Below are 17,711 nucleotides of genomic sequence, written 5' to 3' on the forward strand. Positions count from 1 at the left end.
TATTTTTGAACAAAAATTCAAAAGCTTGTAACATTTTCATATTAATGCTACAAATAGAGTAACTAAACAACCGATTTGAGCGAAGAATTAGAACATAGTTTTATCGAGCAATTAGAACAGCATCAAAATATTGTACATAAGGTTTGCAGACTTTATACCAATAATCAAGATGCTCACAACGATTTATTTCAGGAAATAACCATACAGCTTTGGAAAGCATATCCCAAGTTTCGTGGTGAAGCTAAATTTAGCACCTGGATGTATCGTGTAGGATTGAATACCGCTATTACGCTTTACAGAAAAAAGAAACGTCGTATTAATACCGAAGCTTTTGATGCCTTTGAATTTAAAATTAAAAGTGAGGAATATGATGACACCGAAGAACAGCAGTTAAAATTGCTGTATCAAGCGGTACATCAGTTAAACGACATTGAAAAAGCCCTTGTATTCCTATATTTAGAAGATAAGAGCTATCGAGAAATAAGTGAAACTATGGGTATCAGTGAGGTGAATGCCAGAGTGAAGATGAACCGGGTGAAAACCAAACTAAAAACCATACTAAATCCGTAAGATTATGGATGAATTAGATTTATTAAAGAAAGACTGGCAAAAATCGGATGACCGCTATCCGAAGCTGTCTTATAATGACCTTTACAAAATGATTTTAAGAAAATCGTCATCTATTGTAAAGTGGATTTTTATTATCAGCATCCTGGAGTTTGTTTTTTGGGTGGGTATATCCTTTATTCTTAAGGACACCAAGAGCATGGAACGTTTTAACGAGTACAATGCTGATGCTATATTGATTCCATTAGCGATTCTGGGCTATATTGTTTTGGCGTATTTTTTCTACCTATTCTTTAAAAATTACCGTACCATTTCAGTAACCGATAACGCCAAACGTTTGATGGAGAATATTCTAAAAACACGACGCACCGTAAAACATTATGTGGCCTTTAATCTAGGCTATTTGATCGTATCGGTTATTGTGGTGTTATTTATTGAATTCAAACAGGACCCACAAATAATTTCTCAAGTACAACAAGCAGCAGCCGATGGCGAAATGTTTAAGTTTTATGCTGTGTTTATCCTAACAACAATGCTATTCCTGGCTATAGCTATTGGCGTATTGCTCCTATTCTACTGGCTGGTTTATGGTATTTTACTGGGAAGACTTAATAAAAATTACAAGGAACTTCAAAAAATGGAAGTGTAATTTATGAGGTCTTTTCTGGTCGCCATTCCCTTTGTTTGTTGAGTGCTTCTTGAGCTTCAATTTCTTCTTGTGGAATAACTTTCAGGAATGATGGATGCTGCTCAATGGCATACTCTATTTTTTCTACAATTTCAGCAACCGACTCGTTTTTGTAATCAATCTGCAACGGTTCTTTTATTTCCATAGATTGCAGAATATTTTTCTTTTTAATACGCAGCCCTTTTTTATCAAAGGACCTTCTGAAACCATCAATAACAATAGGCACTACAATAGGATTGTATTTTTTGATAATATGAGCTGTCCCTTTTCTAATAGGTTTAAAAGGCGTGGTTGTACCTTGCGGAAAAGTCACTACCCAACCATCGTTAAGTGCCTTACCAATATTGGAGATATCACTCATTTTTACCTGACGGTTCACATCTTTCCCTTCTGCCCTCCAAGTACGCTCAATACTAACAGACCCTACATATGCCAAAATCTTGGGCAACAACCCAGCTTTCATGGTTTCCTTGGCGGCTACATAATAAATATTCAACTTTGGATTCCATAAATAACCAATACCTTTGATGGAATCCTCACGATTGCTCAAACTGGCATTGAACACATGGAACATAGCCACGACATCGGCAAAATAAGTTTGGTGATTGGAAATAAACAGGACATTTCTATCTGGCAGACTTCTAATAATTTCAGAGCCGTCAATCTGCAACTCATTAAATCCTCTAAACCGCCTGTGGGTAGCCGCTCCCAGAATTCTGATGAGCCACTTTTTTATGAATAATATATGTCCAAAAGGATTTTTTTTAAACAATCCCATGCATTAATGTCCTTGATAGTTGAGAATACAAATGTAATAAAACTGTTAGTTTACAACAGTTCTTTTAACAAGTCTTTTATTTCACTTAACATCATAGCCGTGGCTCCCCAAACAATATGATCGTTTAATTTAAAGGCCGGAACCTCAACGTTGAGCTTATAAGATGTTGATACGCTTTTCGTTACCACACTTCTATCATCAATAAAATCCATTAAAGAAACCTCTAGAATGTCTTCAACCTCCTCATCCTGTTTTTTAAACAGCGGTGTTTGCCTGGCAAACCCCATAAAAGGCTGTACGTAAAAATTACTGGGTGGAATATATACTCGGGTTAATTCCTTCAAAACTGTGATTTCTTTGGGGTGTACCCCAATTTCTTCATGGGTTTCCCTAATAGCTGCTTCCATGAGGTCTTTGTCGGTAGGCTCCAACTTGCCACCAGGAAATCCCACTTGGGCAGAATGGACACCTTTGTAGGTTTTACGGAGAATTAAGGCCAATTTAGTCAACTGCTCACTATCTGGGTAAAACAAAGCCATCACACCAGCCTGCTTCGCACGTTTCATGTTTTGCTTTTGCAAAGCCTGCAGTTTCTCACGAAATGGCGGCGACATTTTAAACTGTGATGCTTCTGCTGGTAGCGGGATATTTTCTATTTTTGAGACTGAACTTAAAAACTCCTTGAAATCCATCTATGAATCGAATTCTATTAATTTGTTTTTGCTTAATAATTACTGGCTGTGAAGATAAACAATCCAAACAAGAAAAAGTAACCAAACAACCTATTCAAAAAACCAAAAAAGCGCCTGTAAAAAAAGATTCTGTTATTAAGAAAGAACCTGAATTTCCCTTTTTGACGGATGATAATGCCATGGAGTTCTTTTTGGAATATGAGAAGGATAACAAAGAAAACAAGGTGCGTATCACCACCCGTTTTGGTGAAATCGAAGTCCTACTTTACGATACAACCAAGTTCCATCGCGCTAATTTTATCTATCTCATCAAACGCGGTTACTTTGACAAAACCCAATTTTATAGAGTCGTTAATAACTTTATTATTCAAGCTGGCAACACGGATGATCCTAAAGTGAAACGCAAACGCAATAAAATAGGACACTATTTATTACCACCTGACACCAAGCGTGGTTATACCCATCGCCGAGGTGTTTTGAGTATGCCCAGTAGTGAAATTGAAAATGCCTATAAATTAGCTTCTCCATATGAGTTCTTTATTGTTCAGGCTGAAAACGGCGCGCATCATTTGGATGGCGAATACACGATTTTTGGTGAAGTTACCAAAGGCATGGACGTGGTTGATGAGATAGCCGCCCAAAAAACTGACAAGGGCGAATGGCCTTTGAATAATATATATATTAAAAAGGTTGAGATAATCAAGTAGTACGCTAATCCGCTTTATACAAACTTGGCAAGCTGATTTTAAATCGTACAGCAATCAATCGCGTTGCTATAACCACCAACCCTGAAATAATAAAAACCACATTGTTATCTATGGGTAATTTTTTAATTAAAAAATAAGAGAGTCCGCCTAAAATACAGGCCGTAGCATAAATTTCCTTACGGAAAATGACCGGAATTTCATTACACAAAATATCACGGATAACACCTCCAAAACAAGCTGACATGGTACCCAATGCTATGCAAATAATAGGATGCAACCCAGCCGAAATACCTTTTTCAACACCTACTACGGTGTAAAGCCCAATCCCGATGGTATCGAACAAAAATAAAGAGGTGCGGAGATAATCAATTTTACTTTTAAAAAGAATGGCGAAAATAGATGACCCGATGATGACATAGGTAAATGTTAAATTTTTCATCCAGCTAACAGGTGTATCCCCAATGAGGATATCACGAAGCGTTCCGCCACCAACGGCTGTCACAAAAGCAATAATCAAGATTCCAAAAGGATCCATTTTTTTGCTTAATGCTACTAAAACACCAGATATGGCAAAAGCAATAGTTCCTAAAATATCAATGGTGTAAAACATTACATATTCTGCGTATAGTAGTTATAGTCCTTTAGAATAGTATCAATGAATTCCTTATCAAACAATTCGGATTCTATCTGGAGGACGCTACAAATTTTATTTCGTAAGAGGGTGAGTGTTTTAAAATCATTGTTCTTTTTAGAAATCTGAAAGGTCTCCTTAATGATCCTAACATCCTTATCACTCAATTGAGTTACTGTGCTGAAAACCGGTTGATAATCATCAGTAATATCCTCTAAAATGGTACTGGTTATTTTATGTTTTTGCTTGACGCTAATAACCACGGTTCCAGCAGCCGCATCTCCTACCCGTTGTTTTTTATCAGATAACAAAATACTCATAACACCTATGGAAGAAAAGAACATCCAGATATCTACAATGCGTAACATCCACCTTACCAATAAATTATACCATTGTGTTGGGGAACCATCGTATCGGACTACCTTAATTTTCAGAAGCATCTTCCCGATAGTTTGTCCACTAAACAAAATATGACATAACAAGGAATAGAAAAACGCCGGCAATAAAAACAACCCCAACATACCGCGACGTGTCCAACTATCCGTATCAAAAATAGCTGAAACCTCTACGAGGTTTTCCACAACAAACATATAAGCCGTTAATATGAGTCCGTCAATCAAGAATGCCACAAATCGTTCCCCAACACCAATCAGTTTATAATCTAAATTAACATTTTGGGCAGTGTTAATTGCTAATTTGCTCATGGAAATGTATATTCGTTCAAATTAAATTTTTTCTATGCGCGAAGCATCTTTCGTGAAGCAAAATAAGGAAAAATGGATGGTATTTGAAAAAGCATTACACAATAATGTAAAAATTAATCCTGATGACCTCGCTTCCTACTATATTCAACTAACCAATGACCTGTCCTATGCACAGACTTACTATCCCGACAGTAAGACTTTATTGTATTTAAACTCGTTGGCATCTGAAGCGCATCAAAAAATCTATATCACCAAACGGGAATCCAAAAACAAGATTGTATCCTTTTGGAAATATGAGTTTCCACTATTCTTCAAACACTATCACAAAACGCTGCTTTATGCTTTTCTAATATTCATGTCTGCAGTGCTTATTGGTGTTATATCAACCTTACATGACGATAGTTTTGTCAGGCTCATTCTTGGAGATGCCTATGTGAATATGACTATTGAAAATATTGAAAACGGCGAACCTATGGCCGTTTATAAAAGCGGTAGTCAGGTTGGCACGTTTTTAGGGATTACCATCAATAATATTCGGGTGGCTATCATTGCTTTTGCATTTGGCGTGTTGTTTAGTGCTGGAACCATATATGTATTGTTTAGCAATGGTATTATGCTAGGCGCTTTTATTACCTTTTTTTACAACTATGGTATTTTAGAAAAAACATCAACCATCTGGTTACATGGCACCATTGAAATATCGGTCATCGTTATTGCTGGCTGCGCAGGCATGGTAATGGGTAATAGTTTTTTATTCCCAAAAACCTACTCCAGGCGGGTTGCTTTTATGAAAGGTGCTAAAGACGGTCTTAAAATTGTAGTCAGTACCATTCCATTTTTTATCATTGCAGGATTTATTGAAGGATTTTTTACCCGTTTTGGTGAACAGATGCCCTGGATATTACGCTATGGTATTATTTTGGCATCATTGACTTTGATAATCTATTATTACGTTATATATCCGATTAAACTAAACAGAAATCTCAAGTTAACTAATGAATCCTAAACCCTACATAGAACTGCGCACACGAAATACATTCGGTGATATTATTAACACCTACTTTTTGTTTTTAAAGTATAACTTCAAGCATTACACCAACCTCTATTTACGGTACAATGCTATTAGTATGATCCTAACTATTATGGGATCTTACTTACTGGTTACTGGCTTCATGGGACTGGCCAGTCGTGATTTTCGCTTTGGGATGGGTAGTAATGTTGACAATAACCTATACATTGGTTTGGGAGCTGTTGTTTTAGTGTTCATTTTCGCGCTCACAGCGTTAATTAATTATGGTATTTCCAGCGCCTATATCAATGAGTATGTTAAACATGAAGGAACCGTACATTCCAAAAATGTTTGGAATTCACTTAAAAGCAAAGTAGGTTACATGATTTTGTTTATTCTCATTGGTGTTGGAATTTATCTGGGATATCTTATAATTTCATTCATTTTGGCTTTTATACCTTTATTAGGCATGTTGGCCCAATATGCCTTAAGTTTTACCATAGGAGCCTTTTTCGGTCTTGCGTTTATTTCACTTTTTGTTGGCAATAAATCTGTTGGTGAAGCTTTCTCTGAAGGTTGGAATTTCACAATCAACAATTTTATACGTGTCGTATTCTATGGCCTGATTATAGGTATTTTAAACCTGATGATTACCATGTTAATTTTATCTATTCCAGGATTTATTTTGGGAATTTATGTTTATTTCTCTGTTGAAAGTGATGTAGAAATCTTTACGAGCACACTTGCTACCGTGATATTCACTCTGGGTTTTGCCATATTCCTATTATCTTTTATTTTCACACAAGCCTTATCACAACTGGCTTATGGCATTTTGTATTTTAATTTACATGAAGAGACTTACAATATATTTTTGAGGGAACGTATTGAGGAGATTGGCGTTAATGACTAAAACCATCAAACATATCATAATACTCGTTATTGGGTTTGTTATTTACCCCAACCAATATGCGTTCAGTCAAGATCCTGTAAAAACTGATTCATCCGATGTGTCCGTTACATATTTTAAAGAAAATATCAAGGAACGTTATGATGACTCCGATTTTAAATACGATATCAACGATACGGGTGGTGTCAATTTAATTCAAGGTATTTTCAGAAAGTTCTTTAGGTGGCTTGGTGAAGTTTTTGGCATTGATTTAGACTTTATAGACTATCAAACCTTGGAATATATAGTTTATGGACTATTGGCGTTAGGATCCATATACCTGTTATTGAAATTCTTATTGCAATCACCGATTCAGTCCGTTTTTAAAACAGATGAACAAACCATTGAAAAATTTCAATATGTGGAAGAAGACATCACGGAAGTTAATTTTGATGCCTTAATAAAAAAAGCACTGAAGGACACTAATTACCGTTTAGCAACGCGCTACCTGTATTTAGCATCCCTGAAAAAACTGACCCGTAAAAATATTATTGATTGGCATTATGATAAGACCAATAACGATTACCTAAACGAAATTGAGGACGAAACCATAAAAGCTTATTTTAAGCGCGTGTCTTACATATATGACTATGTTTGGTATGGTGAATTTAGTATTGATGAATCCAGCTTCCTTAAAAATCAACAGGATTTTAATAACCTAAACCAAGCTATTCATGGATAAACGCTCGAAATTTGCGCTTTACAGCATTGGTTTTATTATTCTGCTGTTAATGTTTGCTGAAGTTTCCAAACCCAAGGCCATTAATTGGCGTGATTCCTATTCAGCGGCTGATAAAATTCCTTTAGGTTGTTACATACTGTTTCAGGAATTACAGGATCTTACCGATAACAACTTGGAAACCTCATCAAAATCATTGTATGAGACCTTAAAGCAAGTTCCCGATTCAACCAATTCAACCATCCTATTGATAAATAATTACATTTCCCTTGAGTCAGAGGGAACAGATGCCCTTGTAGAATTTGTTGAAAAAGGAAATTCTGTTTTTATCAGTGCCAGCTATTTTTATGGAGAACTCGCTGATACACTGAATATTGAATTTGAACGAAATTATGAAGGCTTTCTAAAAAGCCCTTCTCACAATACCTTTTCGAATCCCAAACTCTCTAAAAACAATACCTTTTTTACTGATGTCATAGAAAACAATTTCATCACCTCTATAGACACACTAAATAGTGTTGTATTGGGATATTACTGGAATGAAGACAAAGAATATTCAGAAATAAACTTCGTTAAAACAACCGTTGGCGACAATGGCGGTGCTTTTTATATTCACAGTAATCCATTTGCATTTACGAACTATCACATGCTTGATGGTAAAAGTGATTATGTTGCGACTGTGCTTTCCTATCTTCCAAAGGACAATCTCATTTGGGATAATTATTATAAAAGTGGTCGGAAAATTGTCACCAGTCCATTACGTTTCATTCTTTCAAATGATGCTTTACGTTGGGCTTTTTACATTAGTTTGTTGTCATTAATCTTGTTTGTGATTTTTAAGGGCAAACGCACCCAGCGAATTATACCAGTTGCGGAACCCCTTAAGAATGCGACTGTAGATTTTACCAGAACCATTGGAGACTTGTACTTTCAACATGGTGACTATAGCAATATTATAAATAAAAAAATCACCTATTTTTTAGAACATATACGCAGCCATTATTATCTGGAAACTCATGAATTTAGCGAACGCTTCATTCAGAATTTATCAGTAAAATCTGGAAATGCGCTACCAGAAACCAAATCTTTAATAGATTATATAACCTATTTAAAATCCAAATCGCGTCATACCGAAAAAGAACTCATTGAATTAAACGAAAAGATTGAAAAATTCTTAATAAAATAATGTCACATGGAAGAACATCAAGAAGCATTTGAAAATACCCAACCGGAAGCTGAAAACTCCCATTTTACCAGTCGAATTAATTTGCAACCGCTCCAAGAGCATGTTGAAAAAATAAAAGCTGAAATAGGAAAGATTATTGTCGGACAAGATGATATGATCGAATTGCTTATAATTTCAATCCTATCTAACGGTCACACACTAATTGAAGGTGTGCCTGGGGTAGCCAAAACGGTTACTGCCAAGCTTTTGGCCAAAACTTTAAATGTGGATTTCAGCAGAATTCAGTTTACACCAGATTTGATGCCCAGTGACATATTAGGGACATCCATTTTTAATGTGAAGACCAATGATTTTGAATATAAAAAAGGACCGATTTTTTCCAATATTGTGCTTATTGATGAGATAAACCGAGCTCCTGCAAAAACCCAGGCAGCGTTGTTTGAAGTCATGGCGGAACGCCAAATAACCATTGACAACAATCAATTTGTTATGGAAGCCCCCTTTTTAGTTTTTGCAACTCAAAACCCTATTGAGCAAGAAGGCACCTATCGTTTGCCTGAAGCACAGTTAGACCGCTTTTTATTTAAAATTAATGTTGATTATCCCAGTCTGGATGAAGAAGTGAAAATTTTGATGGATAACCATAAACGTGAGGACAAATTAGATTATGATACGATCAATGCCGTTTTAACTGCCAGCGACATAACCGAATATCAAAATTTAATTAAGCAGGTATTGGTTGAAGATCATTTGCTGCACTACATCGCTTCGATAATCAATAATACGCGTGCCAATGCCAATTTGTATTTAGGAGCATCACCCAGAGCTTCTATCGCCATTTTAAATGCGGCTAAAGCCAATGCGGCCATTCATGGACGAGATTTTGTAACTCCCGATGATATCAAGCGCTGTACGAAAGCTGTTTTAAAACACCGTTTGGTGTTAACTCCAGAGCGTGAAATGGAAGCCTTTACGGTAGATAAAGTGGTTGACCAAATTCTTGAGACAATAGAAATACCGAGATAATTGAAGCGCCTGTTTAAAAATATTTATTTAGAATTTCGGTTTTTTATCGGACTGATTGTATTGGCTTTTTTATTCATAATGGCCTTTCAATTTCCTGGTTTATTAATAATCTGTAAAACCTTATTTGTTGTATTTGTAGCCATTACATTGGTTGATGGCGTATTACTATTTAAGCAAAAAGGCATTGAAGCCACTAGGGTTTTACCTGAAAAATTGAGTAATGGTGACGAGAATCCCATTGACATCAAAATCCTGAATAAACATCCATTTAATGTCGCGCTGAATCTCATAGACGAATTGCCTTTTCAGTATCAAAAACGGGATTTTCAAATCAATACGCATATTAAGAAAGGTGCCGAAAAAAAAATCACCTATACATTGAGGCCTCTGGAACGCGGTGAGTATCATTTTGGTCATTTAAATATTTACACGACTTCCCCAATTGGTTTGATATCGCGACGTTATCAATTTGGACAGAATGCTATGGTACCCAACTATCCGTCTTTTCTTCAGCTAAAAAAGTATATGCTAATAGCATTTTCAAACAAGATATTTGAATTTGGCCTGAAAAAAATCAGACGTATTGGCCACACCATGGAATTTGAGCAAATTAAGGATTATGTACCGGGTGATGACATACGGAATATCAATTGGAAAGCCACGGCCAAACGCAATCAGTTGATGGTGAACCAATTTCAAGACGAGCGCTCCCAACCTATTTATTCAGTAATTGATAAAGGTCGTTCGATGAAAATGCCATTTGATGGATTAAGTCTATTGGATTATGCTATTAATGCCACCTTGGTAATCAGTAATGTGGCACTTAAAAAGCAAGATAAAGCCGGTATGTTCTCGTTTTCCAGAAAGGTCGAAAACAAAGTTGTGGCCGAAAGACGACCATCACAAATGAATCAAATTCTGGAGACCTTATACAACTTAAATACCGATTTTTCAGAATCTGATTTTTCGAGATTATATATTGATATTAAACGAAATCTCACGCAAAGAAGTCTGCTTTTGCTTTACACCAATTTTGAAACATTAGATGCCCTGCACAGACAACTCCCCTATTTACAGGCTATTGCCAAAAATCATGTGCTTGTGGTTATTTTCTTTGAAAATACCGAATTGGAAAAATTGACTTTAAAAGAATCCGATAGCACATACGAAATTTTTGAAAAAACCATTGCTGAAAAATTTGTTTATGAAAAGAAACTTATTGTCAATGAACTTCAAAAACATGGCATTCAGAGTATCTTGACTCCTCCAGAAGACCTGACTATAAATACCATCAACAAATATCTTGAAATTAAAGCACGAGGGTTGATTTAGTAATTCACAGGCTTTGAATCATCCTGAATGATTGCCTTTCTACAATTCGTATGGATAATTCTACAATTCGGTCAGAGAATTTATTTTTTATCCCTATATCATAAGACTTTTACACCATATTAACTAAAACATTTTATGATATGAAAACCATCGCACTAATTATTGCCCTTGTAGTAACCTCCATATTTGGTTATTCTCAAGAACAAACCAAAACCTATTCTGTAACTGTTAAGGTTGCTAACCCATTAAATGACAACGGTCATGTTCTGATCGGTCTGCATACTGCAGACACCTTTATGAAAGGAAAAGGAATTTTAAACGCTAAATCCAAAGTTACAGATGGCCAAGTATTAATAACGTTTGAAGATGTAGCTCCTGGTAATTATGCTATTATGGTCTTGCATGATGAAAATGACAATGAACGTATGGATTTTGAGGCCAATGGCATGCCCAAAGAATCCTATGGTATGTCCAACAACCCGAAGCTTTATGGACCACCAACCTTTACAGACGCCCAATTTGAATTAACTGAAAGCAAAGAAATCGTTATTCGTTTTTAAAGAATCTTAAGTATAAAAAAGGGCATAATCCAAATTATGCCCACTAATTTCTAACATATATTTTATACTGTTTCGCCCAACCACGCTTTCATCATCCAGACCGTTTTTTCTTGTTCTGTAATAAAATCACTCATCATGGAGTTGGTGCCTTCATCATTGGCTTCATCAGACTTATCCAAAATAGCGCGTTCTATTTTTAATAATTCAGTGATTGAATCTACAATAAGTCTCACTGCTTTTTCATCTTCTGAAATATTTTTACCTACAGGTACTTTAGCTGCCTCAATGTAATCATCAAAGGTATGAAGTGGTGTTGTACCCAAAGTTAATACGCGTTCCGCAATGGCATCTACCTTCATATTAGCATCATTGTAGAGTTCTTCAAACTTAACATGCAAATCAAAAAAACGTTTGCCTTTAATGTTCCAGTGAATACCTCGCAAATTCTGATAATAAATTTGAAAATTAGCCAATAATTGATTGAGGTCTTGAGCAATATGTTTTGTTTTTTGGTCATCCAGACCAATACTATTGAGTTTCATTGTTGTTGTTTTAAATTAATACCACAAATTTAATTTATAATTAACTAGTGTTTCCATAAATTTTATTGATAGTTTTTATATTTTTATAGCCTAAATTGATATCGATGACCATTACACAATTATATTATGTTCTGGCAGTTGCAGAGCACCAAAATTTCACAAAAGCAGCCGAAAAATGCTTTGTTACGCAGCCAACCTTGAGTATGCAAATTCAAAAGCTAGAAGATGAATTGGATGTTCAAATTTTTGATAGAAGTAAGAAACCGATTGAATTAACGGATGTAGGCAGAAAAATAGTAACTCAAGCCAAAAATATCGTGAATGAATCGTACAGAATTCAGGATATAGTTGATCAACAAAAAGGATTTATTGGAGGTGAGTTTAAAATTGGTATAATACCAACGGTGATGCCCACATTACTTCCCATGTTTTTAAAATCCTTTATTAAGAAGTATCCTAAAATTAAACTCAAAATTGAGGAGTTAACTACTGAAGAAATCATTTCTCGAATAAACGATGGTCATTTAGATGCAGCTATTGTATCAACGCCTCTTGGAAATGACAACATCAAAGAACGTGTTTTGTATTATGAGCCGTTTGTTGGTTATATACCCAATCATCACAGATTACATCAATCAGGAAAAATTCAAATATCCGATTTAGAGATTGATGATATGCTCCTTCTTGAGGATGGCCATTGTTTTAGAGATGGTGTAATCAATCTCTGCAAAGCATTTAAGGACCACACCGATGATCAATTCCAGCTGGAAAGCGGCAGTATAGAAACACTCATAAAATTATCGGATGAGGGATTAGGCATGACACTATTGCCCTACTTGCATACCTTAAATTTGAACGATAAAGAAAAACAAAACCTACACTACTTTGTTGAGCCGGCTCCTGCCAGGGAAGTGAGCATAATCTATCACAAAAGTGAATTGAAAATGCAAATCATAGAAGCCCTTCAAAGCGTTATTTCAGGAATCATACGAGGTGCCATAGCCTTTGAAAATGTCCAAATTATTAGTCCAATACCCAAATAAAAAAAAGCGACCAATTGGTCGCTTTTTCTATTCTATGGTTTTAAATAAATTAGACATTGATTTAATTCGGGGTTTTGCCGTACTAAAGACTCGATAAAGATTTTAAGCTCCTCAATTTCATAAGGAAGTAATCTTTGAAGTGCCTTTTGTACTTCTTTGCAAAACAACGTAGCATCAAAACTGACTTTTTTAAGTACCGTTTTGGTGTACTCAAACATTGCTCTTGCCATTAATCTTAAGGTTTTTTGGTTAAATAGGTATAGTTGTTTTATAGGCGAACGGTTTATTAATCCGATTAAATGTACAAAAAAAATGTTTTGAAAATTCATTGTATAGAAAATTTTAACAGATTCCAGATACTAATATTAATTGCTAAAATTAAAAACCATCCATATTCACTAGTGCTTCAAAGGCAAAAGGACTGTTAATAACATTGTTCATTTTTTAAAACCGGTTATCGCCATCCAATAAATCGCCTAAACCACCTAGTATACTACCTTCTCCTTTATCTTTGCCGCCGCCTCTGGGAGCAGACGCCAATACCCGACCTGCTAAACGACTGAATGGTAGTGACTGAATATAAACCGTTCCAGGTCCTTGTAATTTTGCAAAGAATAAACCTTCGCCTCCAAAAATGGTATTTTTAATACCGCCAACAAATTCAATATCATAATCCACATCTTGCGTAAAGCCAACTATACAACCAGTATCCACGCGTAGCGTTTCACCTGCTTGTAATTCGCGTCTTGCCAAAGTACCGCCTGCATGCACAAAAGCCATACCATCACCTTCCAGTTTCTGCATGATAAATCCTTCACCGCCAAATAATCCTCTACCCAAACGCTTACTAAACTCAATACCCACACTCACGCCTTTCGCCGCACATAGAAACGCATCTTTTTGGCAGATATACTTCCCTCGGTAAGCGGTGAGATCAATGGGCACAATTTTCCCAGGATAAGGAGACGCAAAGCTTACTTTGCGCTTACCGGACAAATCATTATAAAAAGCGGTCATAAACAAACTTTCGCCTGTCAGGATGCGCTTTCCGGCTCCCAATATAGAACCTAAAAACCCTTTATTTTTGGTAGAACCATCCCCAAATATGGTTTCCATTTTAATACCATCGTCCATCATCATAAAGCTTCCAGCTTCTGCCACAACACCTTCTTGAGGATCCAGCTCAATTTCTACATATTGCATTTCTTCACCATAAATATGGTAATCTATTTCGTGTGCATTCATGTTATAGTTTTTTTATTGATTGATTTATTGATTAGTTTCCAATTCTATTTATTCGTTACAAAATAGCATTAGCTTTTTAACTTTAAAGTCCATTCAAAATTAAAGGTGGACACCTCAACCCCATCTTTATTGACTCCAACAGATTGCATCCAAATGGTTTGGCCCTCACCGGTTTCGATGGTATGCTTAATGGCTTGATCAATTTTGGCACCGTCTCGACATATAAAGTGAATTCTTCCAGTAGCCTTCTTGGTAAATGTGGCATTATTATTTAATACGAGCATGGAAATGTTTTTACCGCTACCTTTTATTTTCCCCAAAACCAAGGCTCCTGTTGTCAACTCCGCCGCAATGCCCTGAACTGCCCAAAACATGGAATTGAAGGGATTTTGATTGATCCATCGGTGCTTTACCGATACTGTACACGAGTTATCATCAATGTCAGTAACCCGAACACCTGTAAAATAGGCTGCAGGCAGTTTAAACAAGTTGAATAGGTTAATTTTTCTAGGTGTTAGCTTCATTTAGTCTCTATTATTTTCTAAAAATATTGAAAATATTCGACAATTCAATTTGTTAATATTATGTTAAATTTAAGTACTTTGTATTGCATAATACCTTCTTTTAGATATATATTTGCATAAGAAACTATTATATGATTTTAAAAATGATCGATAATCACCAAAAAAATATTGCCACATTCATACACCTTTCTAGCTTTTCCAGATTTGTATTTCCGTTTGGAAACTTTCTGGGTCCACTAATCTTGTGGATTGCGAACAAGGATAAGTCTGAATTTATTGACGCGCATGGAAAGCAAATCATCAATTTTCAAATAAGCATTCTATTGTATGCCTTGATTTTTGGAATGCTAACAGTTCCGTTTTTTGTATTCAATATTTTCAACGGTTTGGATTTTATCGACATTGATGCTTTTGAAAGCATCCATATAAATATAGATAAACCATCACCTCTACTCTATATAGGTGGCGGACTAGGATTTCTGGCGCTTATAGCCTTTTTGTTAGAAATGGTCTTTATAGTCAGAGCCAGTTTGGCAGCCAAAGAAGGTGAATTGTTTAAGTATCCTTTGACCATAAACTTTTTAAAATAAAAATGCTGATTCGTAATCAGCTTCATCAAATCAATCAAAAAATGAACAGTTTAAAACATTAAAACGCTTTAGAACATGAAGATAGAAAACACAAAAGCACAAATGCGTAAAGGCGTTCTAGAATACTGCATCCTTTCTGTACTGAAAGATGATGATGCTTATGTTGCAGAAATTCTGGACACCTTAAAAGACGCCAAGTTGCTGGTAGTTGAGGGCACCATTTACCCATTACTTACTAGGCTAAAAAATGCTGGGCTTCTTAATTATCGCTGGGAAGAATCCACATCTGGACCACCTAGAAAATACTATGGTCTAACCGAAACTGGTAAGTTGTTTTTAAAGGAATTAAACACAACTTGGAATGAATTACAAAATGCAGTGAATATAGTAACAAGTCAAAAACAAAAATCAAAATGAATAAAACAGTCAACATAAATTTAGCAGGTATATTTTTTCACATAGATGAAGATGCATACGCCAAATTACAACGCTATCTTGAGGCTATAAGACGTTCATTTACAGACTCTCAAGGTCAATCTGAAATCATTTCAGACATAGAAGCCCGTATTGCCGAATTATTTGGTGAACGTGTAAAACATGAAAAACAAGTCATTGGTATCAAAGAAGTCGATGAGGTTATTGCCATCATGGGGCAACCTGAAGACTATATTGTTGATGACGAAATTTTTGAGGACGAACCTAAGCAAAGCTATCACAGAACTTCTGGTCCTTCAAAAAAATTATTCAGAGATACAGAAAACTCCTATATCGGTGGTGTTTCAGCAGGGTTGGGTCACTACTTTGGAATTGACGCTCTTTGGATTCGTTTGGCTTGGATCTTATTAATTTTTGGTGCAGGAACAGGTGTTTTACTCTACATATTGTTGTGGATATTACTACCTGAAGCGGTAACCACATCAGACAAACTCATGATGCGTGGTGAACCCGTGAACATTTCCAACATTGAAAAAAAAATTAAAGACGGATTTGACAGCGTATCAGATGTCGCAAAAAACGTCACTGAATCTGTTACGGGAGCAGCTAAAAATGTTTCAGATTCGGTATCGGAAGCTGCCAAAAATGTAAATTTCGATAAACAAGGTAATCGGCTAAAGTCTTCATCAAAGTCATTCTTTGACGCCATTGGCGATATCATTTTATTTTTCTTTAAAGTGTTTGCAAAATTTATTGGCGTGATCTTGGTAATTACTGGTGCGGCCACGTTAATAGGTTTAATCGTCGGGTTATTTACCGTAGGTGCAACAGATTTTATTCATGTACCTGGTTTTGACTTTGTAGATGCGGCTAATGCGGCCAATACACCTGTATGGTTGGTTTCCCTGTTAATTCTGTTTGCTGCTGGTATCCCATTCTTTTTTGTGTTCTATTTGGGACTCAAAGTTTTAGTCAATAACCTAAAATCCATTGGTAACATTGCAAAATTCTCCTTGTTAGGATTATGGCTACTTTCCATTATTGGGTTAGTTATTATTGGTGTAAAACAAGCTAGCGAACATGCTTATGAGGAAAGTGCTGCTATTGAAAAATCGCAACTTAACATTTCAGCAAATGATACATTATATGTAAAAATGGTAGGTAATGACATTTATAAAAACCATCTGTATAGACAAGGACACTCATTTCGATTGACCTATGATGAAAACGAACAAAAAGTCATATACACGTCGGATGTTAGATTAATTGTTAAATCAACCAAGGATAGTTTAGCTTCCATTCATGTTGAGAAAAATGCTGAAGGCAGTTCTATATTGGCAGCAAGAGAACGCGCCAGAAATATTAATTACAATTATGCGCTTGTTGGTAACGAATTGAATTTAGATGCCTTCTTGACTACCGATTTCGAGAACAAGTTTAGAGATCAGGAAGTATATGTCACGCTTTATTTACCTGAAGGCTCTGTGTTATATGCTGATGACAACACCTACAGTTTTCACAGGAATTCCAGTTATTATAATGATATTTTGGATAATGGTATGGAAGAACATTATTTGCGCATTGTAGATGATGGTGTCATTTGTTTAGATTGCCCAGAAGATTATAAAGTGAAAGTAGATGTCAGTAATGACAGAACACACTTAAAATTTGACGAAAACGGGCTAGAAATTAAAACCAATGACTCGAGTCTTGAAATTAATGAAGATGGCGTTAAAGCAGATGGCGAAGACGTTAAGGTCAATATTGACGAAAACGGTATTGAAATAACCTCTGAAAACGACTAAACAATATAATCATCAATCAAAA

Annotated in this window: 22 protein-coding genes; 14 read left to right on the forward strand and 8 right to left on the reverse strand. The window is 35.7% G+C overall.

Features of this window, described 5'->3' with window-relative positions; all coding sequences use genetic code 11:
• Nucleotides 1-75 precede the first annotated feature (75 nt).
• Both ACKXGU_RS03265 and ACKXGU_RS03270 read left to right on the forward strand, forming a co-directional pair.
• Nucleotides 76-570, forward strand: a complete 495-nt coding sequence (locus tag ACKXGU_RS03265; RefSeq protein WP_103052904.1) for an RNA polymerase sigma factor — start codon at nucleotides 76-78, stop codon at nucleotides 568-570.
• A 4-nt stretch (nucleotides 571-574) separates the two neighbouring features.
• The gene (locus ACKXGU_RS03270) at nucleotides 575-1,216 is read left to right on the forward strand and encodes a hypothetical protein (RefSeq protein ID WP_463466643.1); all 642 of its coding nucleotides are present in this window, start codon (nucleotides 575-577) and stop codon (nucleotides 1,214-1,216) included.
• Nucleotide 1,217: 1 nt separating this feature from the next.
• On the opposite strand, the gene ACKXGU_RS03275 is transcribed toward ACKXGU_RS03270, so the two are convergent.
• Complete coding sequence (locus ACKXGU_RS03275; RefSeq protein ID WP_463466644.1) at nucleotides 1,218-2,033, reverse strand: lysophospholipid acyltransferase family protein; 816 nt, start codon at nucleotides 2,031-2,033, stop codon at nucleotides 1,218-1,220.
• Between the two features lie 50 nt (nucleotides 2,034-2,083).
• Nucleotides 2,084-2,725, reverse strand: a complete 642-nt coding sequence (locus ACKXGU_RS03280; RefSeq protein ID WP_463466645.1) for an NUDIX hydrolase — start codon at nucleotides 2,723-2,725, stop codon at nucleotides 2,084-2,086.
• 2 nt (nucleotides 2,726-2,727) lie between these two features.
• Between ACKXGU_RS03280 and ACKXGU_RS03285 the strand changes: the two genes are divergently transcribed.
• Complete coding sequence (locus ACKXGU_RS03285) at nucleotides 2,728-3,432, forward strand: peptidylprolyl isomerase (protein ID WP_463466646.1); 705 nt, start codon at nucleotides 2,728-2,730, stop codon at nucleotides 3,430-3,432.
• Nucleotides 3,433-3,436: 4 nt separating this feature from the next.
• On the opposite strand, the gene ACKXGU_RS03290 is transcribed toward ACKXGU_RS03285, so the two are convergent.
• Together ACKXGU_RS03290 and ACKXGU_RS03295 are read right to left on the reverse strand one after the other, a co-directional pair.
• The gene (locus ACKXGU_RS03290) at nucleotides 3,437-4,042 is read right to left on the reverse strand and encodes a trimeric intracellular cation channel family protein (RefSeq protein WP_463466647.1); all 606 of its coding nucleotides are present in this window, start codon (nucleotides 4,040-4,042) and stop codon (nucleotides 3,437-3,439) included.
• Complete coding sequence (locus ACKXGU_RS03295; protein WP_103052910.1) at nucleotides 4,042-4,767, reverse strand: RDD family protein; 726 nt, start codon at nucleotides 4,765-4,767, stop codon at nucleotides 4,042-4,044. The genes ACKXGU_RS03290 and ACKXGU_RS03295 overlap by 1 nt, the downstream gene beginning before the upstream one ends.
• Before the next feature lie 34 nt (nucleotides 4,768-4,801).
• Here ACKXGU_RS03295 and ACKXGU_RS03300 point away from each other — a divergent pair, with 34 nt between their 5' ends.
• The 7 genes from ACKXGU_RS03300 (at nucleotide 4,802) to ACKXGU_RS03330 (ending at nucleotide 11,505) form a co-directional block, all read left to right on the forward strand.
• Nucleotides 4,802-5,773, forward strand: a complete 972-nt coding sequence (locus ACKXGU_RS03300) for a stage II sporulation protein M (RefSeq protein WP_463466648.1) — start codon at nucleotides 4,802-4,804, stop codon at nucleotides 5,771-5,773.
• Entirely contained in the window at nucleotides 5,763-6,686 is a 924-nt protein-coding gene (locus ACKXGU_RS03305; RefSeq protein ID WP_463466649.1) for a hypothetical protein, read from the forward strand. The genes ACKXGU_RS03300 and ACKXGU_RS03305 overlap by 11 nt, the downstream gene beginning before the upstream one ends.
• Nucleotides 6,679-7,404, forward strand: a complete 726-nt coding sequence (locus ACKXGU_RS03310) for a hypothetical protein (RefSeq protein ID WP_463466650.1) — start codon at nucleotides 6,679-6,681, stop codon at nucleotides 7,402-7,404. Before ACKXGU_RS03305 ends, ACKXGU_RS03310 begins: the two co-directional genes overlap by 8 nt.
• On the forward strand, nucleotides 7,397-8,587 hold the full coding sequence (locus ACKXGU_RS03315; RefSeq protein ID WP_463466651.1) for a DUF4350 domain-containing protein: 1,191 nt from the start codon (nucleotides 7,397-7,399) through the stop codon (nucleotides 8,585-8,587). Before ACKXGU_RS03310 ends, ACKXGU_RS03315 begins: the two co-directional genes overlap by 8 nt.
• Before the next feature lie 6 nt (nucleotides 8,588-8,593).
• Nucleotides 8,594-9,613 carry an AAA family ATPase gene (locus ACKXGU_RS03320; RefSeq protein ID WP_463466652.1) on the forward strand — a complete coding sequence of 340 codons (1,020 nt, stop codon included), beginning with the start codon at nucleotides 8,594-8,596 and terminating at the stop codon, nucleotides 9,611-9,613.
• Nucleotides 9,614-10,945 (forward strand): DUF58 domain-containing protein, encoded by a 1,332-nt coding sequence (locus ACKXGU_RS03325; protein WP_463466653.1) that lies wholly within the window; start codon nucleotides 9,614-9,616, stop codon nucleotides 10,943-10,945.
• A 140-nt stretch (nucleotides 10,946-11,085) separates the two neighbouring features.
• Entirely contained in the window at nucleotides 11,086-11,505 is a 420-nt protein-coding gene (locus ACKXGU_RS03330) for a DUF2141 domain-containing protein (protein WP_463466654.1), read from the forward strand.
• A gap of 62 nt (nucleotides 11,506-11,567) precedes the next feature.
• Here the strand turns inward: ACKXGU_RS03330 and ACKXGU_RS03335 are convergent, their stop codons facing one another.
• Nucleotides 11,568-12,047: a Dps family protein gene (locus ACKXGU_RS03335; protein WP_463466655.1), complete on the reverse strand. Its 480-nt coding sequence runs from the start codon at nucleotides 12,045-12,047 to the stop codon at nucleotides 11,568-11,570.
• Nucleotides 12,048-12,151: 104 nt separating this feature from the next.
• Here ACKXGU_RS03335 and ACKXGU_RS03340 point away from each other — a divergent pair, with 104 nt between their 5' ends.
• Nucleotides 12,152-13,090, forward strand: coding sequence for a LysR substrate-binding domain-containing protein (locus tag ACKXGU_RS03340; protein WP_463466656.1), 939 nt, complete (start codon nucleotides 12,152-12,154; stop codon nucleotides 13,088-13,090).
• Between the two features lie 32 nt (nucleotides 13,091-13,122).
• Here ACKXGU_RS03340 and ACKXGU_RS03345 read toward each other — a convergent pair whose 3' ends face one another.
• The 3 genes from ACKXGU_RS03345 to ACKXGU_RS03355 form a co-directional block, all read right to left on the reverse strand.
• A complete protein-coding gene (locus ACKXGU_RS03345) occupies nucleotides 13,123-13,320 on the reverse strand; it encodes a hypothetical protein (protein ID WP_103052920.1) in 198 nt (65 codons plus the stop codon).
• A gap of 214 nt (nucleotides 13,321-13,534) precedes the next feature.
• Nucleotides 13,535-14,335: a TIGR00266 family protein gene (locus ACKXGU_RS03350; RefSeq protein ID WP_463466657.1), complete on the reverse strand. Its 801-nt coding sequence runs from the start codon at nucleotides 14,333-14,335 to the stop codon at nucleotides 13,535-13,537.
• A 68-nt stretch (nucleotides 14,336-14,403) separates the two neighbouring features.
• Nucleotides 14,404-14,859 carry a DUF4442 domain-containing protein gene (locus ACKXGU_RS03355; RefSeq protein ID WP_463466658.1) on the reverse strand — a complete coding sequence of 152 codons (456 nt, stop codon included), beginning with the start codon at nucleotides 14,857-14,859 and terminating at the stop codon, nucleotides 14,404-14,406.
• 143 nt (nucleotides 14,860-15,002) lie between these two features.
• Between ACKXGU_RS03355 and ACKXGU_RS03360 the strand changes: the two genes are divergently transcribed.
• From ACKXGU_RS03360 to ACKXGU_RS03370, 3 genes are all read left to right on the forward strand, one after another.
• Nucleotides 15,003-15,449 carry a DUF4870 domain-containing protein gene (locus tag ACKXGU_RS03360; RefSeq protein WP_463466659.1) on the forward strand — a complete coding sequence of 149 codons (447 nt, stop codon included), beginning with the start codon at nucleotides 15,003-15,005 and terminating at the stop codon, nucleotides 15,447-15,449.
• A 75-nt stretch (nucleotides 15,450-15,524) separates the two neighbouring features.
• On the forward strand, nucleotides 15,525-15,866 hold the full coding sequence (locus ACKXGU_RS03365; RefSeq protein WP_463466660.1) for a PadR family transcriptional regulator: 342 nt from the start codon (nucleotides 15,525-15,527) through the stop codon (nucleotides 15,864-15,866).
• Nucleotides 15,863-17,689 carry a PspC domain-containing protein gene (locus ACKXGU_RS03370; protein WP_463466661.1) on the forward strand — a complete coding sequence of 609 codons (1,827 nt, stop codon included), beginning with the start codon at nucleotides 15,863-15,865 and terminating at the stop codon, nucleotides 17,687-17,689. The genes ACKXGU_RS03365 and ACKXGU_RS03370 overlap by 4 nt, the downstream gene beginning before the upstream one ends.
• Nucleotides 17,690-17,711 lie beyond the last annotated feature (22 nt).

The organism is Hanstruepera sp. CR43 (assembly GCF_055227665.1).